At 75.5% G+C, this 24649-nt stretch carries 22 protein-coding genes; 15 read left to right on the forward strand and 7 right to left on the reverse strand.

Annotated features, from left to right (window positions below; translation table 11 throughout):
• Window positions 1-265: 265 nt before the first annotated feature.
• The 7 genes from ACFVUY_RS03990 to ACFVUY_RS04020 all read left to right on the forward strand — a co-directional run bounded on the left by ACFVUY_RS03990 (window position 266) and on the right by ACFVUY_RS04020 (window position 9375).
• Window positions 266-1312 (forward strand): GNAT family N-acetyltransferase, encoded by a 1047-nt coding sequence (locus tag ACFVUY_RS03990; RefSeq protein WP_387727140.1) that lies wholly within the window; start codon window positions 266-268, stop codon window positions 1310-1312.
• On the forward strand, window positions 1305-2099 hold the full coding sequence (locus tag ACFVUY_RS03995) for an aminotransferase class IV (RefSeq protein ID WP_387727142.1): 795 nt from the start codon (window positions 1305-1307) through the stop codon (window positions 2097-2099). The genes ACFVUY_RS03990 and ACFVUY_RS03995 overlap by 8 nt, the downstream gene beginning before the upstream one ends.
• A 113-nt stretch (window positions 2100-2212) precedes the next feature.
• Window positions 2213-3103, forward strand: coding sequence for an ABC transporter ATP-binding protein (locus tag ACFVUY_RS04000; protein ID WP_387727144.1), 891 nt, complete (start codon window positions 2213-2215; stop codon window positions 3101-3103).
• Window positions 3100-5625, forward strand: coding sequence for an FtsX-like permease family protein (locus ACFVUY_RS04005; protein ID WP_387727146.1), 2526 nt, complete (start codon window positions 3100-3102; stop codon window positions 5623-5625). The genes ACFVUY_RS04000 and ACFVUY_RS04005 overlap by 4 nt, the downstream gene beginning before the upstream one ends.
• Before the next feature lie 207 nt (window positions 5626-5832).
• Entirely contained in the window at window positions 5833-6306 is a 474-nt protein-coding gene (locus tag ACFVUY_RS04010; RefSeq protein WP_387727148.1) for a hypothetical protein, read from the forward strand.
• A complete protein-coding gene (locus ACFVUY_RS04015; protein ID WP_387727150.1) occupies window positions 6303-7907 on the forward strand; it encodes a multicopper oxidase family protein in 1605 nt (534 codons plus the stop codon). Before ACFVUY_RS04010 ends, ACFVUY_RS04015 begins: the two co-directional genes overlap by 4 nt.
• Before the next feature lie 109 nt (window positions 7908-8016).
• Window positions 8017-9375 carry a DUF2252 domain-containing protein gene (locus ACFVUY_RS04020; protein WP_387727152.1) on the forward strand — a complete coding sequence of 453 codons (1359 nt, stop codon included), beginning with the start codon at window positions 8017-8019 and terminating at the stop codon, window positions 9373-9375.
• Window positions 9376-9419: 44 nt separating this feature from the next.
• On the opposite strand, the gene ACFVUY_RS04025 is transcribed toward ACFVUY_RS04020, so the two are convergent.
• Window positions 9420-10568 (reverse strand): Cmx/CmrA family chloramphenicol efflux MFS transporter, encoded by a 1149-nt coding sequence (locus ACFVUY_RS04025; RefSeq protein ID WP_387727154.1) that lies wholly within the window; start codon window positions 10566-10568, stop codon window positions 9420-9422.
• A gap of 459 nt (window positions 10569-11027) precedes the next feature.
• On the opposite strand from ACFVUY_RS04025, the gene ACFVUY_RS04030 reads away from it, so the two are divergent.
• Both ACFVUY_RS04030 and ACFVUY_RS04035 read left to right on the forward strand, forming a co-directional pair.
• Window positions 11028-11648: a hypothetical protein gene (locus ACFVUY_RS04030; protein WP_387727156.1), complete on the forward strand. Its 621-nt coding sequence runs from the start codon at window positions 11028-11030 to the stop codon at window positions 11646-11648.
• 198 nt (window positions 11649-11846) lie between these two features.
• Window positions 11847-12764, forward strand: a complete 918-nt coding sequence (locus ACFVUY_RS04035) for a DUF6891 domain-containing protein (protein ID WP_387727158.1) — start codon at window positions 11847-11849, stop codon at window positions 12762-12764.
• A gap of 47 nt (window positions 12765-12811) precedes the next feature.
• On the opposite strand, the gene ACFVUY_RS04040 is transcribed toward ACFVUY_RS04035, so the two are convergent.
• From ACFVUY_RS04040 to ACFVUY_RS04050, 3 genes are all read right to left on the reverse strand, one after another.
• Complete coding sequence (locus ACFVUY_RS04040; RefSeq protein ID WP_387689835.1) at window positions 12812-13075, reverse strand: hypothetical protein; 264 nt, start codon at window positions 13073-13075, stop codon at window positions 12812-12814.
• A gap of 71 nt (window positions 13076-13146) precedes the next feature.
• Complete coding sequence (locus ACFVUY_RS04045) at window positions 13147-14055, reverse strand: diacylglycerol kinase (RefSeq protein WP_359897648.1); 909 nt, start codon at window positions 14053-14055, stop codon at window positions 13147-13149.
• Complete coding sequence (locus ACFVUY_RS04050) at window positions 14052-15620, reverse strand: FAD-binding oxidoreductase (RefSeq protein ID WP_387727160.1); 1569 nt, start codon at window positions 15618-15620, stop codon at window positions 14052-14054. The genes ACFVUY_RS04045 and ACFVUY_RS04050 overlap by 4 nt, the downstream gene beginning before the upstream one ends.
• 74 nt (window positions 15621-15694) lie before the next feature.
• On the opposite strand from ACFVUY_RS04050, the gene ACFVUY_RS04055 reads away from it, so the two are divergent.
• Both ACFVUY_RS04055 and ACFVUY_RS04060 read left to right on the forward strand, forming a co-directional pair.
• Entirely contained in the window at window positions 15695-16303 is a 609-nt protein-coding gene (locus ACFVUY_RS04055; RefSeq protein WP_387727162.1) for a TetR/AcrR family transcriptional regulator, read from the forward strand.
• Window positions 16300-17895, forward strand: coding sequence for a glycerol-3-phosphate dehydrogenase/oxidase (locus ACFVUY_RS04060; protein ID WP_387727164.1), 1596 nt, complete (start codon window positions 16300-16302; stop codon window positions 17893-17895). Before ACFVUY_RS04055 ends, ACFVUY_RS04060 begins: the two co-directional genes overlap by 4 nt.
• An 82-nt stretch (window positions 17896-17977) precedes the next feature.
• On the opposite strand, the gene ACFVUY_RS04065 is transcribed toward ACFVUY_RS04060, so the two are convergent.
• A complete protein-coding gene (locus ACFVUY_RS04065; RefSeq protein ID WP_387689828.1) occupies window positions 17978-18388 on the reverse strand; it encodes a hypothetical protein in 411 nt (136 codons plus the stop codon).
• A gap of 140 nt (window positions 18389-18528) precedes the next feature.
• Window positions 18529-18822, reverse strand: coding sequence for a hypothetical protein (locus tag ACFVUY_RS04070; RefSeq protein ID WP_380352839.1), 294 nt, complete (start codon window positions 18820-18822; stop codon window positions 18529-18531).
• Between the two features lie 128 nt (window positions 18823-18950).
• Here ACFVUY_RS04070 and ACFVUY_RS04075 point away from each other — a divergent pair, with 128 nt between their 5' ends.
• Together ACFVUY_RS04075 and ACFVUY_RS04080 are read left to right on the forward strand one after the other, a co-directional pair.
• A complete protein-coding gene (locus ACFVUY_RS04075) occupies window positions 18951-19367 on the forward strand; it encodes a hypothetical protein (protein WP_387689826.1) in 417 nt (138 codons plus the stop codon).
• A gap of 187 nt (window positions 19368-19554) precedes the next feature.
• On the forward strand, window positions 19555-20130 hold the full coding sequence (locus ACFVUY_RS04080) for a TerD family protein (protein ID WP_387689824.1): 576 nt from the start codon (window positions 19555-19557) through the stop codon (window positions 20128-20130).
• On the opposite strand, the gene ACFVUY_RS04085 is transcribed toward ACFVUY_RS04080, so the two are convergent.
• Entirely contained in the window at window positions 20112-21497 is a 1386-nt protein-coding gene (locus ACFVUY_RS04085; RefSeq protein ID WP_387727166.1) for an FAD-dependent monooxygenase, read from the reverse strand. The genes ACFVUY_RS04080 and ACFVUY_RS04085 overlap by 19 nt on opposite strands.
• A 352-nt stretch (window positions 21498-21849) precedes the next feature.
• Here ACFVUY_RS04085 and ACFVUY_RS04090 point away from each other — a divergent pair, with 352 nt between their 5' ends.
• The gene (locus ACFVUY_RS04090; RefSeq protein ID WP_387727168.1) at window positions 21850-23892 is read left to right on the forward strand and encodes an FAD-dependent oxidoreductase; all 2043 of its coding nucleotides are present in this window, start codon (window positions 21850-21852) and stop codon (window positions 23890-23892) included.
• 76 nt (window positions 23893-23968) lie between these two features.
• A complete protein-coding gene (locus ACFVUY_RS04095; protein ID WP_387727170.1) occupies window positions 23969-24583 on the forward strand; it encodes a PadR family transcriptional regulator in 615 nt (204 codons plus the stop codon).
• The last annotated feature ends 66 nt before the right edge of the window (window positions 24584-24649 follow it).

Below are 24649 nucleotides of genomic sequence, written 5' to 3' on the forward strand. Positions count from 1 at the left end.
CATCCGCCGCACCACCACCACGCCCGTTTCGTCACCTCTTCATTGCATCGCCGCAGCTCGGCGGGGTCATCACGGCCAAGTCGAGTCCTGTGGTCGGGTTTTCCCCACCTCCGCCAGGACGGCGACGGCTGCGGCCACGGTGGCGAGGGCCGGGGAGGGCCGCGGAGGGGCCTCGGGGTGCGGCGGGGACGGGCCCGCTCCCTGCGCTGACGTTCGGTGGCCGGTGGATTACTGATCGTCCCCGGCCCACCGCTATCCTCGCCCTGTGGTGAGGTCGTGGGATGCGGCGGTGGAGCGGGCACAGGACCGGCTGGCGGTGGGGCCGCGGCTGCGAGCGGCCGGTCCGGGGGAGGAACGGCGGTTCGCCCTCTGGGACTTGGCGTCCCTGGTGGAGGGCGAACTGGGCGAGCTGGTGGACCCGGACGGGCTCGCGCCGCCGGCGGAGCGCGGGTGGCGGGAGCGGCTGGGGGAGAGCGGGCGGGAGTGGCCGGGCGGGGAGCTGTACCGGCGGCGCTACTGGATCCGGGACGACGCGGGCGTGGTGGTGGGTACCGTCGCGGTGGACAACTGGACCAAGGGTCCGAGCCAGCTCGCCGTCTCCTCCCTCTACGTGACGCCGGCCGCGCGCGGCCGGGGCCTGGCCGCCGCCGCGCTGGACGAGGTGTACGCGGCGGCCACCGCCGAGGGCCTGCCGGGGTTCCGGCTGGAGGCGCACTGGACCTGGCAGCCGGCGGTCCGCTACTACCTGCGCCGGGGGCTGTGGGTGGTGGGCTGGAAGCATTCGCTGTCCTTCGCCCGGATGCCCCAGCTCCCCGTGCACCGGGTGCGGGAGGAGGACGGCCGGCTGCTCCTGCTGGTCGCCGACCGGCTGCGCGGCTGGGTGCCGATACTGGCCGCCGGGCAGGAGGGCCGCTGGCTGCGGCTGGACGAGACGGCGGACTACCGGGGCTGCGACGGCTGGGTGCACGAGTACGCCCGCTCCACGCTGGCCCTGTGCCTGGCGCTGGCCGGCCGCCCGCTGGTGCGCGGCCCGCAGTGGTGGGCGGAGGCGTGGCGCTGGTCGGACGCGGGGGAGCCGGAGGGGCTGGCGTACCGGATCGAGGAGTTCGAGCGGGCGGCCCGGAAAGCGGGCCGGCCGATGGTGAGCCCGTACCGCCCGGCGTCGCCGCCGCAGTCCGGGCTGCCGCGCTCCGAGCCGCTTCGGTCCGGGCCGTCGCGCTCCGAGCCGCCTCGGTCGGGGCCGCCTCGGCCGGGGCTGCCGGAGCAGGCTCCGCCGGCATTCCCGCAGCTGGCAGACTCGGGGGATGGCTGAGATCGAGATCGGCGGCGCCCCTGCCGACCCGGCGCGGCTGGCCGCGCTGGGGCTGCTCAACTACGGGCACTTCACCACCCTGCGGGCGGAGGAGGGCCGGGTGCGCGGTCTGGCACTGCACCTGGACCGGTTGGTCCGGGACTGCCGGGTGCTGTTCGGCGCCGAGCTGGACCGGGCGGCGGTGCGGGAGCGGATCGGCGCGGTGCTGCCCGCCGACGGCGCGCCGGTGACCGTCCGGGTCACCGTGTACGACCCGGAACTCGGCCTGGAGCGCCCCGCGGCCCCGGCCGCACCCGCCCTGCTGGTGACCACCCGCCCGGCCACCGCGGCCGCGCCCGCCCCGCTGCGGGTCCGCACCGCTGCGTACCGGCGGGAGCTGCCGGAGGTGAAGCACGTCGGCCTGTTCGGCTTGGTGCACCACCGCCGGTTGGCCCAACTGGCGGGCTTCGACGACGTGTTGCTGGTCGACGAGGACGGCCTGGTGGTCGAGGGCGCGACCTGGAACGTGGGTTTCCTCGCCGAGGAGAAGCTGGTCTGGCCGCAGGGGCCGAGCCTGCCGGGCGTGACCGAGGCCCTGCTGTCCGGGGCGTACCGGGGTCCGCAGTCCCGCGAGCCGCTGGCCGCCGACGGGCTGGACCGCTTCACCGCCGCCTTCGCGGTGAACGCGGGTGTCGGGGTGTGCCCGCTGGCGGCCGTGGACGGCACCGCCTTCGACCCCGCCCACCCGGTGCTCGCCGAGCTGCGCGCCGTCTACCTGGGGGTTCCCGCCGAACCGGTGGGGGGATAACCCCACCTCCGGTCCGCCGGTGGCCTGCATGGTTCGCGGAGTCCGTCCTCCCTAGGTTGGAGCACGTTGACGACGAGCGACGCTACGACGCGGAACCGAAGGAAGGCCCACCCATGGCACGCCGCCAAGACCGCCGCAGGACCGACGAGTTCGGGACGGACCAGTACGGCACCGATGGGTACGCCCCCGCCGACCCCGCCGCCCACGCAGCCCCCGCCGCCCCCGGATACGGCACCCCCTACGGCACCGCCCCGCAGGCGGCCCCCGCGATCGAGCTGCGCGGGGTGCGCCGCACCTACGGGCGCGGCGAGGCGACGGTGCAGGCGCTGCGCGGGATCGACCTGGCGCTGGCCCACGGCAGCTTCACCGCGGTGATGGGCCCGTCCGGCTCCGGCAAGTCCACCTTCCTGCAGTGCGCGGCGGGCCTGGACCGCCCGGACTCCGGTCAGGTCCGGCTCGGCGGCGAGGACATCACCGCGCTGAGCGAGAACCGGCTCACCAAGCTGCGCCGCAGCCGGATCGGCTTCGTCTTCCAGTCCTTCAACCTGCTGCCCTCGCTGACCGTCGAGCAGAACGTGCTGCTCCCGCAGCGGCTCGCCGGGGAGCGCCAGGACCGCGCCCGGGCGCGGGAGCTGCTGGGCCGGGTGGGGCTCGGCGAGCACGCCCGGCGCCGGCCCGGCCAGCTCTCCGGCGGCCAGCAGCAGCGGGTGGCGATCGCCCGCGCGCTGATCACCCGCCCGGACGTGGTGTTCGCCGACGAGCCGACCGGCGCCCTGGACACCCGGACCGCGCACGAGGTGCTCGCGCTGCTGCGCCAGGCCGTGGACTCGCTCGGCGCGACCGTGGTGATGGTGACCCACGACCCGGTGGCCGCCTCCTTCGCCGACCGGGTGCTGTTCCTGGCCGGCGGCGAGATCGTGGACGACCTGCCGCACCCGAGCCCGCAGACCGTCGCGGACCGGATGGTCGCGCTGACCGCCCGCCCGGTGGGAGCGGCGGCGTGACGAACGGACTCGCGCGCTCCTCGGTGCGCTTTCGGCCCGCGTCCTTCGCGGGCACCCTGGTCGCCCTGCTGCTGGGCGCCGTCGTGGTGGTGGCCTGCGGCGTGCTGCTGCAGACCGGTCTGACCGCGAGCCTGAAGCCCGCCCGGTACGCGGACGCCCCGGTGGTGGTCGCGGCCGAGCAGGCGGTGAAGATCCAGAAGAAGGTCGGCAAGGACACCGAGACGGTGGAGCAGGCCACCCCGGAGCGGGCCCGGACGGACGCCGCGCTGGTCGGCCGGCTGGCCGCGCTGCCCGGGGTCGCGGCCGCCCGCCCGGACACCGCCTTCCCGCTGCCCGCCACCGGCCCGGCGCCGGCCCTGACCGGCCGGGGCTTCGCCGCGCTCGGCATCGCCGGACCGGGCGACACCCTGGTCGAGGGCCGCGCGCCCGGCGCGAACGAGGTGGTGCTGGACGCCGACACGGCGCGCGCCGCCCACCTCGCCCCCGGCGCGCGCCTCACGCTCACCGCGCCCGGCGGCACCGCGGACTACCGGGTCTCCGGCCTGGCCGCCGCCCAGCAGGCCGGGCCCACCGCCTGGTTCGCCGACGCCACCGCCGACCGCCTCTCCGGCCACCCCGGCCGGATCGACGCCGTCGCCGTCCAGCCCCGCGCGGGCGTGAGCACCGCCGCGCTCGCCGCACAGGTCCGCCAGGCCGTCGGCGGCGACGCCAGGACCTTCACCGGCGACGACCGGGGCGCCGTCGAGCACCCCGCCCTCGGCGGCGCCCGCAGCCTGCTGATGGCCCTCGGCGGCACCTTCGGCGGCTACGCCACCATGACCGCGGTCTTCGTGGTGATGAGCACCGTCGCCCTCGCCACCGGCCAGCGCGCCCGCGAGTTCGCCCTGCTGCGCGCCGTCGGCGCCACCCCGCGCCAGATCCGCCGCACCATCGCCACCGAGGCGATGCTGGTCGCGCCGCTCGCCGCGGCGCTCGGCATCCTGCCCGGACTCGCCCTCGCCCGCTGGTGGTTCGGCCAGCTGGTCGAGCGCGGCGCCGTCCCCGCGGACGTCCGCCTGGACATCGGCCCGCTGCCGATGCTCGTCGCCGTCCTCGCCTGCACTCTCGCCGCGCTGACCGCCGGCTTCCTGGCCTCCCGCCGGCCGTCCCGGATGCGGGCCGCCCAGGCGCTCGGCGAGGCCTCCGTCGAACCACCCCACCCGGGCCGGGTGCGCACCGTCCTCGGGCTGGTCTTCGCCGCCGGCGGCGCCGCGGCCGCCGCCGTCGCCAACTCCCTGGACGGCGTCCAGGCCGCCCAGACCGCGCTCGGCGTGGTGATGTGCCTGATGATGGCCGTCGCCCTGCTCGGCCCCTGGCTGGCCCGGGCCGCCGCCGTGATCCTCGGCGCCCCGCTGCGGGCCGGCGGCGCCCCCGGCTCGCTGGCCGCCGACAACACCCGCGCCAACGCCCGCCGGCTGGCCTCCGCGATCACCCCGATCGTCCTGGTCACCGCCTTCTGCGGCACCCTGCTGATCCTGCAGAGCACCGTGCGCCACACCGCCGGCGAGAACGTCCGGGCCGGCGTCACCGCCGACCACGTGGTCGGCGCCACCGGCCTTGGCCTGCCCGCCGGGACGGCCGAGCGGGCGGCCCGGGTGCCCGGCGTGGACACCGCCGTCGGCGTGCTGCGCACCGGCGTCGTCTACGAGAACGGCGGCCAGCTGGGCTCCGCCCCCGTGCTCGGCGTCGACGGCGACCCGGCGCGGCTGCCGAAGGTGCTCGACCTGGGCGTGCGCAGCGGCACGCTCGCCGACCTCGGCCGCGCCCCCGACACCATCGCGCTGAGCGCCACCCTGGCCGACGCGCTCGGCGCCGGGGTCGGCGACCGGGTCCCGCTCCGGCTCGGCGACGGCACCGCCGTCCGGCCCGTCGTGGTCGCGGTGTACGACCGCGGGCTCGGCGTCGGCCAGGCGCTGCTGCCCCGGGCCGCGGTGGCCGCGCACGTCACCGCCGGGTACGACAGCCAGGTGCTGGTCGCCGACGCGCCGGGCGCCGACCCCGCGGCGGTGGCCGCCGGGCTGGGCACGCTGGCCGGGGCCGCGGTGACCGACCGGGCCGGGTTCGTCGCCCAGTCCGACAAGGACCTGGAGCTCAACGGCTGGGCCAACACCGTGATGGCCGCGGTGCTCGGCGGGTTCGCCGCCGTCAGCGCCGCCAACACCCTGGTGATGACGGTGCTGGACCGGCGCCGCGAGGTCGCGCTGCTGCGCCTGGCCGGCACCACCCGGCGCCAGGTGCGCGGCATGATGCGCTGGGAGGCGCTGCTGGTGGCCTCGACCGGGCTGGCGGTCGGCGCGGCCATCGCCGGGATCACCCTGGTGCCGGTCGCCCGGGGCGTGGCCGGTTCCGCCCCGTACGTGCCGCCGATGCTCGCCCTGCCGCTGGCCGCCGGAGCGGTGCTGCTCTGCCTCGCGGCGACCGGGATGCCGGTCCGGGCACTGCTGCGGACCCGGCCGGCGGCGCTGGGCGCGGTGCGCCAGTAGCGGGCCGGGGCGGGGCCTCGGGGAAGGGGGTGCCCTTGAGGACGACTCAAGGGCACCCCCTTCCTTCGGATGGGAACGACGGCCCGAGCGGGGGGTCCATGGGAACCGCATGACCTTCCAATGACCTTGACAAGGGCTGATCGTGATGTCGGATCAGCTACGCTCGCGCCCGCCCCGCCAGACCGTCGACGCAGAGAGTAGCCCGACATGAGCAGTCCCCCCGCGGCCCCCGCGCCCCGCTGGCCGCTGATCCTGCTGCGCACCTCCACCACCCTGCTGGCCCTGCTGTCACTGCTCCAGGTCATGCTGGCCGGCAGCTTCCTGAACGGCACCTACGACTCCCTGAAGGACCACGAGGGCAACGCGATGATGCTGGCCACCGTGGTGGTGATCCAGCTCGCGGTGGCCGTCGCCGTCCGGTGGCCCGGCCGGGGCCCGCTCTGGCCGCTGTGGACCACCCTCCTGCTCACCGCCGCCGTCGTCGGCCAGATCACGGCCGGCTACGCCCGGGCGCTCGGCGTGCACGTCACGCTCGGCGTCCTGCTGGTCAGCGGCGTGCTGTTCGGCCTGGTCGGCGCCTGGCGGCTGCCGCTGCCCGCCAGGCACGCCCCGGGCGTCGGCGGCCCCGACGGCACCGGACGGCTGCCGCGCCCCGGCGGACCGGTGGAGGTGTCCCGGTGAACCGGCGCCGGTTCCTGGGCGTCGGCGCCTCCGTCCTCGGCGCGGGCGCCCTGGCCGCCGTCGCCGTCCCCTCCGCCGCCCGGCTGCTCGCCGAGGGCCGCCCCGGGCAACTGCTGAGCAGCGAACTCGACCTGCCGGAGGCCTTCCGGACCGCGCTGCCGGTGCCGCCCGTGCTGCAGCCGGTGCGCAGCGACGCGACGGGCGACTACTACGAGATCACCCAGCAGGTCGCCCGGCTGGAGATCCTGCCCGGGGTACGGACCGAGGCCTGGACGTACGGGGGCGGCTTCCCCGGGCCGACCGTGGTCACCCGCGCCGGGCGGGCGGCGGTGGTCAAGCACCGCAACGAGCTGCCGGTGCCCTCGGTGACCCACCTGCACGGCGGACACACCCCGGCGGACAGCGACGGCTACCCGGTCGACCTGCTGCTTCCGGTCGGGTCCTCGGCGGACGCCACGTCCGGTACGGCCGGAATGGCGGGCATGCCCGGCATGGCGGGGATGGCCGGGATGTCCGGGACGGACCACCCGGTGGCCCGCACCGCCGTCGGCGAGCGCACGTACACCTATCCCGGCAAGCAGCGCGCCGCCACCCTCTGGTACCACGACCACCGGATGGGCTTCACCGGCCCCGGCGTCTGGCGCGGACTGGCCGGCTTCCACCTCGTGCACGACGACGAGGAGGCCGCGCTGCCGCTGCCGCGCGGCGAACGGGACCTGCCGCTGATGATCGCCGACCGCGCCTTCGCCGCCGACGGCTCCTTCCGCTACCCCGCCGTCGACCCGAAGCTCGCCGAGCCGGGCGTCACCGACGCCTACGCCAACGGCGTGCTCGGCGACGTCATCCTGGTCAACGGCGCGCCCTGGCCCCGGCTGGACGTCGACCGGGCGCACTACCGGCTGCGGCTGCTCAACGCCTCCAACGCCCGGCTCTACCGGCTCGAACTCGACCCGCAGCCCGAGGGCGGCGGCGCCCTGGTCCAGATCGGCTCCGACGGCGGCCTGCTCGCTGCCCCGGTCCGGCACGACGGCATCGAGATCGCCCCCGCCGAACGCTTCGACGTCGTGGTCGACTTCTCCCGCTACGCGCCCGGCACCCGGGTCCGGCTGGTCAACCGCTTCGGCAGCGGCCGGACGGCCGAGGTGATGCGCTTCGACGTCACCGCGAAGCAGCCGGCCGACGACGCGACGGTGCCCGACCGGCTCGCCACCGTCGAGGCCCTGGACGCCTCCGCGGCCGTCACCACCCGCGACTTCACCTTCCGGCGCAGCCGCGGCGACGGCTGGACCATCAACGGCCGCCCGTACACCCCCGGCCGGAGCATCGCCACGCCCGCCCTCGGCGCGGTCGAGCTCTGGCGCTTCTCCACCGACCTGCACCACCCGGTCCACGTCCACCTGGACCACTTCCAGGTGATCGGCCGCAACGGCGCGGACCCGGGCCCGTACGACGCCGGATGGAAGGACACCGTGGACCTGCGTCCGGCCGAGGCGGTGGAGGTGCTCGTGCGCTTCACCGACTACGCGGGGGCGTACATGCTGCACTGCCACAACCTGGAGCACGAGGACATGGCGATGATGGCGGACTTCACGGTGCGCTGAGGAGCGGGCCACCCGGACGGCGCAGTGCCGGGGGGCGTGCGCTGCGCCCTCCGGCACTCCTGCCCTAGCGTCGCGGGAAGAGGACCCGCCGACGGACGGAGCCGCCGCCATGACCACCCCCGCCGAACGCCGCCGCCGCGGCCGGGCCGCCCGGGAGCGGATCTCCCGCTCCGCCCACGGCCGGTGGATCCCCGCCGCCGACCGGCCCGACCCGCTCGACGTGCTGGAACGGCAGTGCGAGGACCGGATCGCCCGGCTGCTGCCGATCCGCCGCGGCCGGATGGCGGCGAGCCCCTTCGCCTACCTGCGCGGCGCCGCCGCCGTGCTGGCGGCCGACCTCGGAGCCCTCCCCGAGACCGGCCTCACCGTCCAACTCTGCGGCGACGCCCACCTGTTGAACTTCGGCCTGTACGCCTCGCCGGAACGCGCACTGCTCTTCGATGTCAACGACTTCGACGAGACCCACCCCGGCCCCTTCGAATGGGACGTCAAACGGCTCGCCGCCAGCGTCGCCGTCGCCGCCCGCGACAACGGCCAGGACGAGCGGCGGGCGCGCCGGGCCGCGCTCACCGCCGTCCAGGGGTACGCGGACGCCATGCGGCGACTGGCCGGGAAGGGCGAACTCGACGTCTGGTACGCCCGCGTGGACACCGCCGACCTCCCGGCGCTGCTGGGCAAGCCGGGACAGCGCAAGCAGCTGGAGTCCGGCCTCGCCCGCGCCCGCAGCCGCACCAGCCTGCAGGCCTTCGGCAAACTCACCGAGGACCGGGACGGGCGGCGCCGGATCATCAGCGCACCGCCGCTGATCGAACCGCTGAAACGGAACGAACTGCGCGCCGTCGGCCAGGTGTTCAGCGACTACCGGTCGACCCTCCCGGAGTCCCGCCGGGTACTGCTGGACCGCTTCCGCTTCGTCGACGCGGCGACCAAGGTGGTCGGCGTGGGCAGCGTCGGCACCCGCTGCTACATCCTGCTGCTGGAAGGCCGGGACGGCCGCGACCCGCTGTTCCTCCAGCTCAAGGAGGCCGGCCGGTCGGTGCTGGAGGAACACCTGCCGCCGCTGCGGGTGGACGCCGAGGTCTCCGCCCACCACGGCGGCCGCCGGGTCGTCACCGGGCAGCACCTGATGCAGGCCGCCAGCGACATCTTCCTCGGCTGGACCACCGGCCCCGGCGGGCGCCACTACTACGGCCGCCAACTGCGCGACATGAAGGGCTCGACGGAGATCGCCGACCTCACCCCCTCCGGCCTGCGCGCCTACGCCGAGCTCTGCGGCCGCACCCTCGCCCGCGCCCACGCCCGCACCGGCGACCGCCTGGCCATCGCCGGCTACCTCGGCAGCGCGGACACCTTCGCCGAGGCCGTCGCCGACTTTGCCCTCCGCTACGCGGACCGCACGAAGGCCGACCACGGCGAACTGGTGGCGGCGATCGCGGACGGGCGGCTGGCGGCGGTGTCCGGGGTGTGAGCCGGGCGCTTTGAGGCGGGTCTTCGAACTCCTCGACGCCCGGCTCAACCGAGCCTCCGACGCGCTGCCGCCACCAGCAGCGCGGCGGCGACCAGCAGGCCGCCCGCGTAGAACGGGCCGAGCCGGCCGGCCGCCGTGCCGAGAGAGGCGGCGGCCAGCAGCGGGCCGGCGGTGGCGCCGAGGTTGAGGGCGGCGGTCGCACAGGCGCCGGCCAGGGAGGGGGCCCCGGCCGCCTCGTACATCACCCGGGTGATCAGCGTGCCGCCGACCGCGAAGGACAGCGCGCCCAGCAGGAACACCAGCGGCAGCAGCGCGCCCGGCGTGTCCGCCACAACGGCGAGCGCGGGCCAGCCCGCCAGCAGCAGCGGGCCGCCGACCGCGAGGACCGGACCGGGATGCCGGTCCGCGAGCCGCCCCGCGACGGTGACCCCGGTGAACGAGCCCGCGCCGAACAGCACCAGCGCGACCGGTACCCACAGTTCGCCCAACCCGGCGGCTCCGGTCACCACGGGGGCGAGGAAGGTGAACCCGCCGAAGGTCGCCGCGTTCACCAGCCCGGCGAGCAGCATCGCGCGGAGCAGCCGGGGGCGACGCAGCTCGGCGAGTTCCGCCCGCAGGGCCGTCGTCGCGGACCGGTCGGCCCGAGCGGCGACGGCCGGCAGACCGCTGGCGATGCCGACGGCGGCCGGCAGGCAGAGCAGCGCGACCGCCCAGAACGCGGCCCGCCAGCCGAACACCGCGCCCAGCACCGCCCCGCCCGGGACACCGGCCACCGTCGCCACCGTCGTCCCCGACAGCAGCACGGCGAGCGCCCGCCCCTTGCGGTCCGCCGGGACCAGCGCGGCGGCGGTGGTCAGCGCCACGGCCAGGAACCCGGCGTTGGCGAGCGCGGCCACCACCCGGGTGGCCAGCAGCACCGGGAAGCTCGCGGTGACCGCCCCGACCGCGTGCGCCGCCGCGAAGGCCAGGACGAACCCGAGCAGGCTGCCGCGCCCGGGCCGGCTGCGGACGAGTACGGCCGTCAGCGGCGCACCGACCGCCATCCCGACCGCGAAGGCCGAGGTCAGCGCGCCGGCCGTGCCGACGGTGACGCCGAGGTCGGCGGCGAGTCCGGGCAGCAGCCCGGCGAGCATGAACTCCGAAGTGCCCATGGCGAACACGGCCAGGGCGAGCAGATAGAGCGGAAGGGGCATCGAGAGGCTCCGAAGCGGGGCGATGGGGAACGAGAAGGACGGACGTCTCGTCACCGCACGCTCAACCCCCGGGCGGCGCGGATGTGGCGCTCGCTCGGACCTCGGTGGTTCAGTGCTTCCGGGTTTCAGGGGGCTGACGGCGCGTGACCGAAAGCCCCCACCCTGGATGCCTCAGGGCTCGACATACCCGGCACGCTACCCGACCCTCCGCCGTCGAAGCACCCGGTTTTCCAGGTGGACGGGCCCGGTCCGCGGTCGTCGGGACACGGTCGGCGGGGTGGTGACGGCGGTCGGGGTTCCTCGGGCTGCTGTTCGCGGTGGGGGCGTCCGTCCAGGTTCCCGGCCGGCGGCCACGATGTGCGGCTCGACCACCGCCAGGGGGAACAGGGCACCGGACAACCTGTCGGCCGGGCCGGGACGGCCACCTCTAGGATGTCCGGAAACCGAAGAGGGGGTTCGATGACGAACCGTGGGAGAGCCGGCGGCATCGTGGCCGCCACCGCGCTGCTGCTGCCGCCGGCGCTGTGGGCGGTGGGGCGCATGGAGTCGGGCGACGGCGGGCGGGCGGTGCTGGCCGACGTCCTCAACCGGCCGTGGGCGATGCTCGGTCTGGCCGCCGTCCTGCTGCTGGCGGCGGTCGTGGTCCGCGGCCGGTGGGACGTCGTCGGCGGGCTGGCGACGGCGTTCGCGGTGTTCGGGCTGCTGCTGACGGGTGGCGGCCACGTCCTCCAGATGTTCGGCCCGAAGGTCCACGGGGTGAGCCGCACCGCCTCCCCGGAGCGGGCGGACCACGTTCTGACGGTGGCCCACCACGACGATCCGGAGGGCTACAACGGCCGCTACTTCGTCCGGCTGGAGACCGGCACCGGCCTGTCGACCCGCCGCTGGGACGTCCTCGCCCTCCACACGGGCGGTTTCCGCGGCCAGGGGGAGTTCATCTCGGCGGAGTGGGCCGGATCCGGCCGGGTCCGCGTCACCACCGACGCCGGCTACCGGGTCTTCACCGTCGACCCGGGCTCCGGCGAACCGAGCCTCACCGAGAGTGTCGGCGAGCTGAAGTCCCTCGTCCAGAGGGCCTGAGCCCGGACGACGGGACGTTCGCCGCCGAGGAGCCGGTGCTGCGGGTGCTGTGCCCGTGGCAGTCCCTGCCGCGTGCTGCTGGAGACGGCGGCCATGGCGGCGGCCGTGGCCTTCGTGGCCGGCCGGGGGCGGGCGCACCGGGCCTGAACTGCGGGATCGTCCGCGGGGATTGTCAGTGGGGTGTGCAAGGGTGACGTCATGCTGGCGATCGCGGTGCAGACGAACGAGACGCGGCACCTGAGGGTGTCGGCGGACGAACTGGCGGGGATGGTCCGGCGCATCGGTGCGCCGGACGACCGCTTCCTCGTCGTGGAGCGGATACCGGACCTGCCGGACGTGTACGTGCAGGTGTGGCACGCCGACGGGGAGGAGTACACGCTGGAGCACCGGGACGGCTCCGCCGAGCGGCACTTCGAGGTGCGGCTGGACGGGCCCGAGCCGGTGGTCGAGGCGATGACGGGCTGGGCGCGCGGTGCGGCGGGCTGGGACGAGGGCCTGGACTGGCGGCCGCTCGACCTGGGCCCGGCGCCGGAGCCGGTGCCGCCGATCGACCTGGAGGCGGGCGAGCGGAGGGAGTTGGAGGAGCGGCTGCGGTTGACGCTGGCCTGCGGCTACACCGACCGTGCCGGGCTCGCCGAACAGGCCGAGGAGTACCTGGTCGCGGGCGACCGCCGCCCGCTCTCGCGCCCGCAGGCCGAGCAACTCGCCGACCGGCTCTGGCTGGAGCGGGTCGGCGAGCAGAGCGGCTGGATCGGCGAGACCGACCCGGAGCGCCTGACCAGGGCCTTCGCCGCCCTGGAGGCGGGCGGCCTCACGGCCCGGGAGGACTTCGGCTGCTGCCGCTCCTGCGCGGACGCCGAGATCGCCGCGGCCGGCGCCCCCGAAGCGCGCGGCTTCGTCTGCTTCCACGCCCAGTGCACCGAGTCCGCCGCCGCCGGCCACGGCCTGTCCCTGCTGTACGGCGGCTTCGACGGCTCCCCGGCGACCACGGTCGCGGTCGGGAAGGAGGTGGTCGCCGCCCTGACGGAGGCCGGCCTGCCGACGGTCTGGGACGGCGACCCGTCCCACGCGATCGAGATACGCCCGCTGCTGTGGCGCCGCCGCCTGGGCGGGTGAGACCGGGGGTGCGGCAGCCGGTTGGTGGTGCGGCAGCCGGTGGGTGGTCAGGTGCGACGGCGGGTCCAGCGCCAGTAGTTGGTGAGGCCGAGGCCGGCGCCGAGGAGGACGGCGCCGACGGGGACGAGGGGGAGCCACAGGGTGGCGACGGCCGCGTACTCGACGACCAGGCCGAGGGGGAGCAGCCAGCGGAACCAGGGCTCGCCGGGGAAGCGGCGGGCGTCCCAGACGGCGACGGCGAGCATGGCCGCGGCGACCAGGACGCCGAGGACGGGGATGCCGTGGGGTGTCACGGTGAGTGCCAGGTGCATGTCCGTCAGCCCTCCCGCCGGTGACCGGTGCCGCGGTCCGGCCCGTGGGACCGGACCGCGGCATCAGCCTCTCACGGCACCAGCACCCGCAGGGCGTCCTTGGCGACCGCGACGTCCACCGGGAGCGGGGCGATGAACTCCCCGTCGGCGTAGGCGGTGATGCCGGGGGACTCGATCCGCAGGGACTCGGTGCGCAGCGTGGTGACCTCCGGGTAGGTGACGTGGGTGCCCTTGAAGAGGGTCGGGAAGAAGCGGGCGATGCGCAGCCGGGGCATGGCGTCGACGAGGGTGAGGTCGAGCAGCCCGTCGTCGGGGAGGGCGGCGGGGCACATCAGCATGCCGCCGCCGTAGCTGCGGGTGTTGCCGACGGCGGCCAGGGTGAGGTCGCGTTCGATGACGGTGCCGTCGGCGAGGGTGATGCGGAACGGCAGCGGGCGCAGGTTGGCGAACTCGGCGAGGATGGCGAGGTTGTAGCGCATCCGGCCGCGCGGCCAGCGCAGCCGGTTGGCGCGGTCGCTGACCAGGGAGTCGAAGCCGGTGGCGAGGACGGATCCGTACCAGCGGACGGCGCCGTCCGGGCCGGTGATCCGGCCGAGGTCGATGCCGCGGGTGCGTCCGGCGGCGATGACGTCGGCGGCGGCTTCGGGGGCGCCGAGCGGCAGGCCGTACTCGCGGGCGTGGTCGTTGCCGGTGCCGGCGGGTATCACGCCGAGCGGGACGGGGGTGCCGGCCAGGGCCTGGAGGGCGAGGTTGATCATGCCGTCGCCGCCGACGACGGCCACCGCGTCCACCCCGCCGGCCACCGCCTCGCGGGCGAGGCGGACGGCGTCCTCGGGGGAGCGCCCGGCGTGCGGTTCGACCTGGACGCCGAGGGCCCGCAGCCGGGCGGTGGCCCGGTGGGCGGCGGGTTCGGCATGGCCGGCGCCCGCCGCCGGGTTGGTGAGAACGGCGACCCTGCGGACGGTTCTCACCTCGTTCACGGGATCAACTTGCCCGGGTTGAGGATGCCCGCCGGGTCGAGTTCGGCCTTGACGGCGCGCAGGATGCGCACGCCGAGGTCGCCGATCTCCTCGGTCATCCAGGGCCGGTGGTCGGCGCCGACGGCGTGGTGGTGGCTGATGGTGCCGCCGGCGCCGAGGATGGCGTCCCCGGCGGCGCGCTTGGCGGCGCCCCAGCGGGTGAGCGGCTCCTCGCCGAGGGCGGCGACGACGGTGAAGTAGAGCGAGGCACCGGTCGGGTAGACGTGCGAGATGTGGCAGAGCACGAGGGAGCCGGGCAGGGCGCCGGTGAGCGCCTCGGTGACGGCGGTGCGCAGGGCCGGCAGGCGGCTCCAGTTCGTCGCGGTCTCCAGGGTCTCGCAGAGCGCGCCCGCGCTGAGCAGCGAGTCGCGCAGGTAGGGGGCGTTGAACCGGCCGTGCTCCCAGGCCCGGGCGGGGACCTCGCCGAGCGAGGTGCCGCCGGCGGCGAGCAGGGTGTCGCGGGTGAGCTGCAGGCGGGCGGCGACCTGGGCGGCGGTGCCCTCGAAGACGGTGACGGCCAGGCAGCCGGTGACCGCCGGGGCGCCGCCGATCTGCTCGGTCATGGCCAGGTTGATCATGGTCTCGGCCTCGTCGGAGAGCCGGATCACGGTCGGGCCGGTGCCCTGCTGCTCGACGGCGCGCAGCGCGGCGGTGCCGGTGGCGAAGTCGGGGAAGCTCCACGCCTCGTACGCCTTGACGGCGGGCAGCGGGTGGACGCGCAGCCGGACGGCGGTGATCACGCCGAGGGTGCCTTCGGAGCCGAGGAAGAGCTGGCGCAGGTCGGGGCCGGCGGCGGAGGCGGGGGCGCGGCCGAGGTCGAGGATCCCGGCGGGGGTGACGACGCGCAGTCCGCGCACCATCTCGTCGAAGCGTCCGTACCCGGCGGAGTCCTGGCCGGAGGAGCGGGTGGCCGCGAAGCCGCCGATGGTCGCGTAGCGGAAGCTCTGCGGGTAGTGGCCGAGTTCCCAGCCGCGTTCGGCGAGCAGTGCCTCCGCGGCCGGGCCGGTGAGGCCCGCGCCGAGGACGGCTTCGCCGGAGGTCTCGTCGAGGTCGAGCAGCTGGTCGAAGCGGCGCAGGTCGAGGGAGACGACGGCGTCGAAGGCTCCGCGCTCGGGATCGAGGCCGCCGACCACGCTGGTGCCGCCGCCGAACGGGACGACGGCGATGCGGCGTTCGGCGCACACCGCGAGGACGGCGGCGACCTCCTGCTCGCTGCCGGGCAGCACGACGGCGTCGGGGGCGTCCTGTGCCTCGCGGCTGCGGCGGCGCAGCAGGTCGGGGGTGGACTTGCCGCCGGCGCGCGGCAGCCGGTCGGCGTCGGCGGCGCTGACGTGGGCCTCGCCGACGGCGGTGGCGAGTGCTTTGAGGTCCTCGGCGCAGATCCGGGACGGGCGCAGGACGACCTCGTCGGCGCCGGGCCCGGGGGCGGCGTCGCCGGTGACGCCGAGGGCGGCGGCGAGCAGTCCCTTGATGTCGGCGGACAGTTCCTTGGCGAGGGCCGGGTCGCCCCAGGCGTCCCACTTCATCGGGGGGAGCGGAAGTGCGGCGCCGGCCGGTCCCGCTTGCGTCTCAGGTGCCATGCGTTACAGTTTCACACATCATGTCAAGTAGTAACGCCGAGCCTCAGACGCCGCCCCCGGCCCCCGGGGAGCGCAGCACCGACGACGCGATCCTGGACGCCGCCGCCGACCTGATCGTCCATCTCGGCGTGCGCCGGACCCAGTTGTCCGAGATCGCCCGCCGCGCCGGGGTCAGCCGCCCGACCGTCTACCGCCGCTGGCCGGACGTCCGGGCGGTGATCGGCGCGCTGCTCACCCGGGAGATCCTGACCACCCTGGAGGGCGCCGGGCTGGACGTCCACGACCGGGAGACCCTCGTCGAGCGGGTCGTGGAGATCGCCGTCCGGCTGCGCGACCACCCGGTGCTCGGCGCACTGCTGCACTCCGACGACTCCGACCTGCTGCTCCAGTACGTCGTCGAGCGGCTCGGCGCCAGCCAGCGCGGCCTGCTGGAGGCGCTGCGCGCCGGCATCGAGCACGGCCAGGCGCACGGCTCGATCCGGGCCGGCGAGCCGCTCGAACTGGCCGCCATGGTCCTGCTGATCGCCCAGTCCACAGTCCAGTCGCACCGCATGGTCGCCTCCCTGCTGCCCGAGGCGGCCTGGCGGCGCGAACTGGCCAGAGCACTGAACGGATACCTCGCGCCATGACCCCCACCGCAGGCCCGCACGCCGGCCCGTACGCGGGCACCGGCCGGCTCGACGCCGCCCGCCGCACGCTGGAACTCCAAGCGCTCGGCGACGACCCCCGGATCGACCTCCTGGTCGTCGGAGGCGGCGTCACCGGCGCCGGAGTGGCCCTGGACGCGGCCTCGCGCGGCCTGCGCACCGTGCTCGTCGAGGCCCGCGACCTCGCCTTCGGAACGAGCCGCTGGAGCTCCAAGCTGGTGCACGGCGGCCTGCGCTACCTCGCCTCCGGGCAGATCAAGGTGGCCCGGGAGAGCGCCGTCGAGCGCGGCGTGCTGATGACCCGCACCGCCCCGCACCTGATCCGGGCGCTGCCCCAACTGGTGCCGCTGCTCCCCGACCTGCTGCGCCCGGGCCAGGCCGCGCTGATCCGCACGGGCTTCCACGCCGGGGACGCGCTGCGCCTGACGGCCGGCACCCCGGGCGCGCTGCTGCCCCGGGTGCGCCGGATCGACGCCGACCGGACCCGCCGGCTGGTGCCGGGGGTGCGGACGGACGGGCTGCGCGGCTCGCTGGTCGCCCACGACGGCCAACTCGTGGACGACGCCCGGCTGGTGGTCGGGCTGGCCCGGACCGCCGCGCAGTACGGGGCGACCGTGCTGACCAGGGTGCGCGCCGAGCAGGTCGACGGCACCTCGGCCCGGCTGGTCGACACCCTGACCGGGCGGGAGCTGGCCGTCCGGGCCGGCGCGGTGGTCAACGCCACCGGCGTCTGGGCGGGCGAGGTGGACACCTCGATCAAGCTCCGGCCCAGCCGGGGCACCCACCTGCTGGTGGACGCGGAGGCGCTCGGCCACCCGACCGCGGCCCTCACCGTGCCGGTGCCCGGCTCCACCAGCCGGTTCGTCTTCGCCCTGCCGCAGCAGCTCGGCCGGGTCGCGATCGGCCTGACCGACGAGGACGCCCCGGGTCCGATCCAGGACGAGCCGCAGCCCACCGAGGCCGAGCGCTCGTTCCTCCTGGACACCGTCAACGCCGCCCTCGCCACCGCCCTGACCGGCGCGGACGTGCGCGGCGCGTACGCCGGTCTGCGCCCGCTGATCGACACCGGGGACGGCAGCACCGCCGACATCTCCCGCGAGCACGCGGTGCTGGAGAGCCCGTCCGGGGTGATCACCGTGGTCGGCGGCAAGCTCACCACCTACCGCAGGATGGCCGAGGACGCGGTGGACACCGCCGTCCGGCTGCGCGGCCTGCCCGCCCGCGCCTGCTGGACGGCCCGGCTGCCGCTGATCGGCGCCCCCGGCCACGGGGACAGCCGCCCGCTGCCCGCCGGCGCGGGGGCCGTCGGCCAGGTGCCCGCCTCGCTGCTCGCCCGCCACGGCGGCGCGGCCCACGAGGTGCTGGCGGCGGGGGAGTTGACGCCGATCGCGGAGGGCCTGGACGTGACCCGCGCCGAGATCGCCCACGCCGTCAGCCACGAGGGCGCGCTGGACGCGGCCGACGTGCTCGACCGCCGTACCAGGATCGGGCTGGTCGCGCAGGACGCGGACCGGGCCCGCGAGGCGGTCGAGGAGATCGTGGCGCAGTGCCTCGGGGAGGTTCGGGGGGGCTGACGCGTCGGGCGGTCGGCGTCGGGTGGTTCACCCGCCGCGCCGACCGGTCGGCGCGGCGGTCCGGGCCGGGGCCCGGGGAGTGTCAGGCCGCGGCCCGGGGGAAGGGGGCGAGGTCCGGCTCCACCCAGGCGGTCCGGGCCTGCTCGGTCGCGAGCGTCCCCGGACGGTAGTGGCGGGCGAGCAGGTCCTTGTCGAGCAGGTCCGGGTGCAGGGCGGCGAACTGCTCGAAGCCCGTCGCGTCGTCGTCCGCGTGGAGGGCCACCAGCTCGACCCAGGCCCGGGTCATGGTGACGTGGAACTTCTGCGGCGCGCCGGCCTTGGTGGCGGTGCGCAGGATGCCCTCGCCGATCAGGTCGAGGGCGGCGGTGGCGCCGTGGCGGCGCACGGCGAGCCAGGTGAGCCGGACGTGCTGGCGGTGGCCGAAGCGCTCGGCGTCGGCCATCACCTCGCGCAGCAGCTCGTCGAAGGTGTCGGGGGTCGCGGGGGTGGTCATGCGCAGGCCTTCGTCGTCTGTGTGGGGGCTCGTGGGGCGCGGCTCGTGGGAGTCCGGCTCGTGGAGGCGGCTCGTCCGGGGCCGACCCTGGATCGTACGGTTTTCCGATATTCGGGGGCAAACCACCCGAACGGGGTGTTTCAGCGCGCCGTGCGCTCGGGCATCGGGTGCTCGGCGCCGGACAGCTCCAGGACGCAGGCGAGCGGATGCTCGGCCCGGCCGGTGCGGTCGAGCCGGACCGCGAGCGGCTTCGGCGGCTCCTCGGCGACCTGGGCGGCGAGGGTCAGCGGGTAGACACCGTGCCCGTGGACGCGGTGGAAGGCGCACTCCTTGCCGTCGACCAGCAACTCGGTCTCGGTGATCCAGCCGGACCGGACGTTGACGGTCACCGAGTGCCCGCCCCGGTCGAGGTGGAAGCTGTACCGCTGGCGCATCGGGACCTCCGGCGACCGGGCCTGCGACGAGGGGAAACGGGGGAAGAGCCGACGAGGGGAAGCGGGGAAGAGCCGACGAGGGGAAATCCACTGCCAGTCTAGGACGGGAGGTCGTTAGGGTGCTCGGCATGCGGAGCACAGCGGGCGGCCTGCGGCCGTACGGGCCGGACGAGGAGGTGGCCGAGGACGAGTACGTCCTCGGCCTGTACCGGGTGCCCGTCAAGGCGAGGACGGGACGCAAGGCCGGCCCGGCGCCGCAGCCCGGGCGCCTGGAGGCCTGGGCGGACGGCGGCGCGCTGCGGGCCGTCCTGCGCCGCCTGGGTGCGCGGACCCTGCCCACCCTCGCCCGCCACGAGCCCGACCTCGACTTCGTCAGCCGGATCCGGCAGCCGGCGACGGCCGCGCTGGTCCGGGAGATCGAGCAGGTGGACCTGGCCCGGCTCCCGGCCGCCGAGCGCGCGGTGCTGCGCCTGCTGCTGGACTGGGGCCGCCGGGCGACGGCCGAGAACGGCGCGCTGCGGATCGAGATCGACGCCGTGCAGTGACGGCGCGCCTTTACGGCGTGCAGTGACGCCGTGCAATGACGCCGTGACCTGCCCTGCGGCGGCTCCCGCGCACGGTTCCCGTGCGCGACCCGGAGAAAAACCCGGGGCGGGCCCGCCGCCGGACGGATTCTCGTGATCTCTACAGTGTTGTAGATTCGTCCACAGGGAGAGATCCGAGGAGGGCATTGTGGGAGTTTCGCTGGCCAAGGGCGGCAACGTCTCGCTCAGCAAGGAGGCGCCCGGTCTGAGCGCCGTGATCGTCGGTCTCGGCTGGGACGTGCGCACCACCACCGGGGCCGACTACGACCTGGACGCCAGCGCGCTGCTGTGCAACGCGCTGGGCAAGGTGGTCTCGGACCAGCACTTCGTCTTCTTCAACAACCTCCGCAGCCCCGATGGTTCGGTCGAGCACAGCGGCGACAACCTGACCGGCGGCGGGGACGGGGACGACGAGCAGATCAAGGTCGACCTGGACCGCGTCCCGGTCGACGTGGCCAAGGTGGTCTTCCCGGTGTCGATCTACGACGCCGACGCCCGGCTGCAGAACTTCGGCCAGGTGCGCAACGCGTTCATCCGGATCATCAACCAGGCCAACGGCCTGGAGATCGCGCGCTACGACCTGACCGAGGACGCCTCGACCGAGACCGCGATGGTCTTCGGCGAGCTGTACCGCAACGGCGTGGAGTGGAAGTTCCGCGCGATCGGCCAGGGCTACGCCTCCGGCCTGCGCGGCATCGCGACCGACTACGGCGTGAACGTCTGATCGTCGCCGCCGGCGGCGTCGCCACCGGTGCCGTCCGCGCCACCATGGTGGACGTCACCACCGTCGACGTCGTCGACGTCCGTCCGCCCCGCGCGGGTTGACGTGGGTTCGGCGGTCGCCGCGAGCGCTCGGCCGGTACGGCCGAGCGCGTGGCCGCCGAAACCCCCGCCGCCGGTGAACTGGTGCTGCCACCAGGCAGCCATGCCCGGCTCGTCCATCCCCGACCAGTCCGGCGCCCCGGTGACCTGGGCCCGGCCGAGGGTGCGGCCCAGCTCCACCAACTCCCGCCCGGACTCCGTCCGTTCGCGGTCGTAGGCGGCCAGCAGGGCCGACCAGGAGCCGGCCTCCCGCCCCGCCAGTTCGAAGGCGTGGGCGTCCTGCATCGCCTTGACCGCGCCGCTGGTGTTGTGCGGGCGCACCACGGTGGCGGCGTCCCCGCCGATGAGCAGCCGGCCGGCCGTGCGGCGCGGCGCCGCCAGGTCGTAGATCGGCTGCAGGAACGTCCGTTCGCGCGGGGTCAGGGTGACCAGGCCGGCCCAGTACGGCGGCAGGTACCGCTCGGCGAGCTGCCGCAGTTCGTCCAGCTGTCCGTCGAGGAGGCTGCCCGCCGGGATGCTGGTCGGGCCGTCCAGCCGCAGCCAGGCGGGCGTGGGGGCGTAGAAGACCCAGTTCACCTGGGTACGGCCGGGCTCGACCCCGGGGATGCGGTAGATCACCACCTGGCCGCCGGGGTAGCAGGCGGTGATGCACTGCTCCTCGGGCCAGGGCGCCGCGCCGCCGGGCAGCTCGGCGAGCAGGGCGGCGTCGTAGCTGCCGCGCCAGCACACGTACCCGGCGTACTCGGGTTCGGCCCGGGGGCAGACGGCCGCGCGGACCACCGAGCGGTAGCCGTCGGCGCCGATCACCAGGTCGTACGCCTCGCGGCCGCCGCCCGCTTCGGCCCAGGCGCCGTCGGGCCCGTTGCCGACGGCCGTCACGGTGGTGCCCAGCCGGAACTCGACCTGCCGGGGCGTCCGTTCGCGCAGCGCCTGCCAGAGCACGCCCCAGTGGTGGGAGTGGAACGGGAAGGGCTGGGCCCAGAGCAGCCGACCGCAGCCGTCCGGTCCGTCGCCTTCGCCGGCCGCGCCCCGGGCGACCCAGCGGCGGACGGTGAGGCGGTGGCGGCGGGTGTCCGCGTCGAGGTGCCCGGTCCGGACCAGTTCGTCGAAGCGGTCGTTGTGGGTGCACAGCCCCACGCCGCGGTCCTCCAGCCGGCCGGGGCTGCGTTCCAGCACCACCACGCGTTCCGCGCCGAGCCGGGCGGCGGCGCCGGCGAACGCGCTTCCGGCGATGCTGCCCCCGACCACGGCCACCGAGCCACCCCGCACGGCCGCTCCTCTCCCGAGCTCGTGTCGTCCCCGCGGCGCCGCGGCGATGTCCGGGACGCCGTTGCGTCGCCCCCGCGATGTCCGGGACACGACGATACGCCGCCGACCGGGTTCCGGCGGCGTGTTCGAGCCATCCGGAGGGCCATCCGGAGGGCCGTCCGGGGGGCCGTCCGGAGGGACGCCGGAGGGGTCTTCGGTCGGTCGGTCGGGCGCCTCCGGGGGCGTCCGGAGTGGTGTCCGGAGGGTCCGTCCGGCAACCCCGTCCAGCCTTATGCAACTAGTTGCATACTCCGCCGCCCGTCCCCTACCCTGCGGTAACAACGACCCCCAGCCCGCGCCCCAGGAGACGTCGATGAGCGCCCACCCCGGCAGCAGCCGCTACCCGCACCTGCTCAGCCCGCTCGACCTCGGCTTCACCACCCTGCCCAACCGCGTGATCATGGGCTCCATGCACGTCGGCCTGGAGGAGGCCCCCGGCGGCTACGAGCGGATGGCCGCCTTCTACGCCGAACGGGCCCGCGGCGGCGTCGGCCTGATCGTCACCGGCGGCATCGCCCCCAACGAGGCCGGGCGCCCCTGGGAGGGCGGCGCGATGCTGACCACCGAGGAGGAGGCCGACAAGCACCGGACCGTCACCGACGCGGTGCACGCCGCCGGCGGCAGGATCGCCCTCCAGATCCTCCACTTCGGCCGCTACGCCTACCACCCCGACCTCGTCGCCCCCAGCGCGATCCAGGCCCCGATCAGCCCCTTCACGCCCAACGCGCTCACCGCCGAGCAGGTCGAGCAGACCATCGAGGACTTCGCCCGCTGCGCCGAACTCGCCCGCCGCGCCGGGTACGACGGCGTCGAGATCATGGGCTCCGAGGGCTACCTGATCAACGAGTTCGTCGTCGCCGCGACCAACCACCGCGAGGACGAGTGGGGCGGCCCGTACGAGCGGCGGATGCGCTTCCCGGTGGAGATCGTCCGCCGGGTCCGCGAACGGGTCGGCGAGGACTTCATCATCGTCTACCGCCTCTCCATGCTCGACCTGGTGCCCGGCGGCTCCACCCTGGACGAGGTCGTGCAGCTCGCCCAGGCCGTCGAGGCCGCCGGGGCGACCATCATCAACAGCGGCATCGGCTGGCACGAGGCCCGCATCCCGACCATCGCCACCTCGGTGCCGCGCGGCGCCTTCGCCTGGGTCACGAAGGAGGTGATGGGCAAGGTCGGCATCCCGCTGGTCACCACCAACCGCATCAACACCCCCGAGATCGCCGAGCGTCTGCTCGCCGAGGGCAGCGCCGACCTGGTCTCGATGGCCCGCCCGCTGCTCGCCGACGCCGACTTCGTCGCCAAGGCCCGGGACGACCGTGCCGAGGCCATCAACACCTGTATCGGCTGCAACCAGGCCTGCCTCGACCACACCTTCAACCTCCAGATCACCTCCTGCCTGGTCAACCCGCGCGCCTGCCACGAGACCGAACTCGTCCTCGGCCCCACCCGGTCGCACAAGCGCATCGGCGTCGTCGGAGCCGGCCCGGCCGGCCTCGCCTTCGCCGTCTCCGCCGCCGAGCGCGGCCACGACGTCACCCTGTACGACGCCGCCGGGACGATCGGCGGACAGCTGAACATCGCCCGGCGCATCCCCGGCAAGGAGGAGTTCGACGAGACGCTGCGCTACTTCCGCACCCGGCTGGCCGAGTTGGCCGTCACGCTGCGGCTCGGCGCGACCGTCACCGCCGAACAGCTGGCCGAGCAGGGCCACGACGAGATCGTCCTCGCCACCGGCGTCATCCCGCGAACTCCCGCCGACATCCCCGGAATCGACCACCCCAGCGTGCTCGGCTACCTCGACGTGCTGCGCGACGGCGCGACGGTCGGCGAGCGGGTCGCCATCCTCGGCGCGGGCGGCATCGGCTTCGACGTGGCCGAGTTCCTGACCGACCCGGGCGACGCGGCCAGCCTCAACCCGCCCGCGTTCCAGGCCAAGTGGGGCATCGACCCGGACTACCGCGAGCGCGGCGGCCTGCGCGCCCCGGAGCGGCCCAAGCCCCCGCGCAGCGTCCACCTGCTCCAGCGCAAGACCGGCAAGGTCGGCGCCGGCCTCGGCAAGACCACCGGCTGGATCCACCGCACCGAACTCAAGCACCGCGGCGTGGTGATGGTCCCCGGCGTCACCTACGACCTGATCGACGACGCCGGCCTGCACCTCACCGTCGACGGCGAGCGCCAACTGCTGCCCGTGGACACCGTCGTGCTCTGCACCGGCCAGGAGCCGCGCCGCGACCTGTACGAGGCACTGCGCGAGCGCGGCCTGCCGGCGCACCTGATCGGCGGCGCCGACGTGGCCGCCGAACTGGACGCCAAGCGGGCCATCAAGCAGGGCACCGAACTGGCCGCCACCCTCTGACCCGGTCCGTACCCCGGCCGGCGTCCGGGGCCGAGCCGGGACCGCCGCCCGCGGTCGGCCCCGTACGATCGACCCCATGTCGCTGCCGCACGCCATCCTCACCGCCCTGCTGGAGAAACCGTCCTCGGGGCTGGAGCTGACCAGGCGGTTCGACAAGTCGATCGGCTTCTTCTGGCCCGCCACCCACCAGCAGATCTACCGCGAACTGGGCCGGCTGGAGGCCTCCGGACACATCCGGGCCCTCCAGCCGGAAGGGCCGGTGCGCGGACAGAAGAAGGAGTACGAGGTCCTGCCCGAGGGCCGCGCCGAACTCGCCCGCTGGACCGCCGAGGGCGCCGCGCCCCGCGCCGTCCGGGAGCCCCTGCTGCTGCGGCTGCGGGCGGCCGCGGTGGTCGGCACGGACGGGCTGACGGCCGAGCTGGGGCGCCATCTCGCCCAGCACCGCGAGCAGTTGGCCGACTACCGGGAGATCGAACGGCGCGACTTCCCGGCCGAACGGACGGACCCCGGGAACCGGCTCCAGCACGCGGTGCTGCGGGCCGGCATCGGACTGGAGGCCTTCTGGGTGCAGTGGCTCGCCGAGACCCTCGAAGCCCTGGAGACCCTCGACTCCCTTCCGTCCACTCCCTCCGCCCTCTCTGCTCCCTCGGCCCCGCCCGCTCCGTCCGCCGATCCCGCGAACGGGTCCTGACCAGCGGAGATCCCCGCCCGCGCGCCCCGCCCGGCCCCCGGTGGGACACTGGTGGCTGTCCCTGCC

Source organism: Kitasatospora sp. NPDC058063 (assembly GCF_042885395.1).
GTDB classification, from domain to species: domain Bacteria; phylum Actinomycetota; class Actinomycetes; order Streptomycetales; family Streptomycetaceae; genus Kitasatospora; species Kitasatospora lactacystinica.

Excerpts from the sequence above, each read along its gene's own strand:
- ACFVUY_RS04040 (WP_387689835.1), bottom strand. The coding sequence starts at position 13,075 with ATGCACCTGGCACTCACCGTGACACCCCACGGCATCCCCGTCCTCGGC.
- ACFVUY_RS04010 (WP_387727148.1), top strand. The coding sequence starts at position 5,833 with ATGAGCAGTCCCCCCGCGGCCCCCGCGCCCCGCTGGCCGCTGATCCTG.
- ACFVUY_RS04030 (WP_387727156.1), top strand. The coding sequence starts at position 11,028 with ATGACGAACCGTGGGAGAGCCGGCGGCATCGTGGCCGCCACCGCGCTG.
- ACFVUY_RS04075 (WP_387689826.1), top strand. The coding sequence starts at position 18,951 with ATGCGGAGCACAGCGGGCGGCCTGCGGCCGTACGGGCCGGACGAGGAG.
- ACFVUY_RS03995 (WP_387727142.1), top strand. The coding sequence starts at position 1,305 with ATGGCTGAGATCGAGATCGGCGGCGCCCCTGCCGACCCGGCGCGGCTG.
- ACFVUY_RS04035 (WP_387727158.1), top strand. The coding sequence starts at position 11,847 with ATGCTGGCGATCGCGGTGCAGACGAACGAGACGCGGCACCTGAGGGTG.
- ACFVUY_RS04050 (WP_387727160.1), bottom strand. The coding sequence starts at position 15,620 with ATGAAGTGGGACGCCTGGGGCGACCCGGCCCTCGCCAAGGAACTGTCC.
- ACFVUY_RS04090 (WP_387727168.1), top strand. The coding sequence starts at position 21,850 with ATGAGCGCCCACCCCGGCAGCAGCCGCTACCCGCACCTGCTCAGCCCG.
- ACFVUY_RS04055 (WP_387727162.1), top strand. The coding sequence starts at position 15,695 with ATGTCAAGTAGTAACGCCGAGCCTCAGACGCCGCCCCCGGCCCCCGGG.
- ACFVUY_RS04065 (WP_387689828.1), bottom strand. The coding sequence starts at position 18,388 with ATGACCACCCCCGCGACCCCCGACACCTTCGACGAGCTGCTGCGCGAG.
- ACFVUY_RS04020 (WP_387727152.1), top strand. The coding sequence starts at position 8,017 with ATGACCACCCCCGCCGAACGCCGCCGCCGCGGCCGGGCCGCCCGGGAG.
- ACFVUY_RS04060 (WP_387727164.1), top strand. The coding sequence starts at position 16,300 with ATGACCCCCACCGCAGGCCCGCACGCCGGCCCGTACGCGGGCACCGGC.
- ACFVUY_RS04000 (WP_387727144.1), top strand. The coding sequence starts at position 2,213 with ATGGCACGCCGCCAAGACCGCCGCAGGACCGACGAGTTCGGGACGGAC.
- ACFVUY_RS04025 (WP_387727154.1), bottom strand. The coding sequence starts at position 10,568 with ATGCCCCTTCCGCTCTATCTGCTCGCCCTGGCCGTGTTCGCCATGGGC.
- ACFVUY_RS04070 (WP_380352839.1), bottom strand. The coding sequence starts at position 18,822 with ATGCGCCAGCGGTACAGCTTCCACCTCGACCGGGGCGGGCACTCGGTG.
- ACFVUY_RS04095 (WP_387727170.1), top strand. The coding sequence starts at position 23,969 with ATGTCGCTGCCGCACGCCATCCTCACCGCCCTGCTGGAGAAACCGTCC.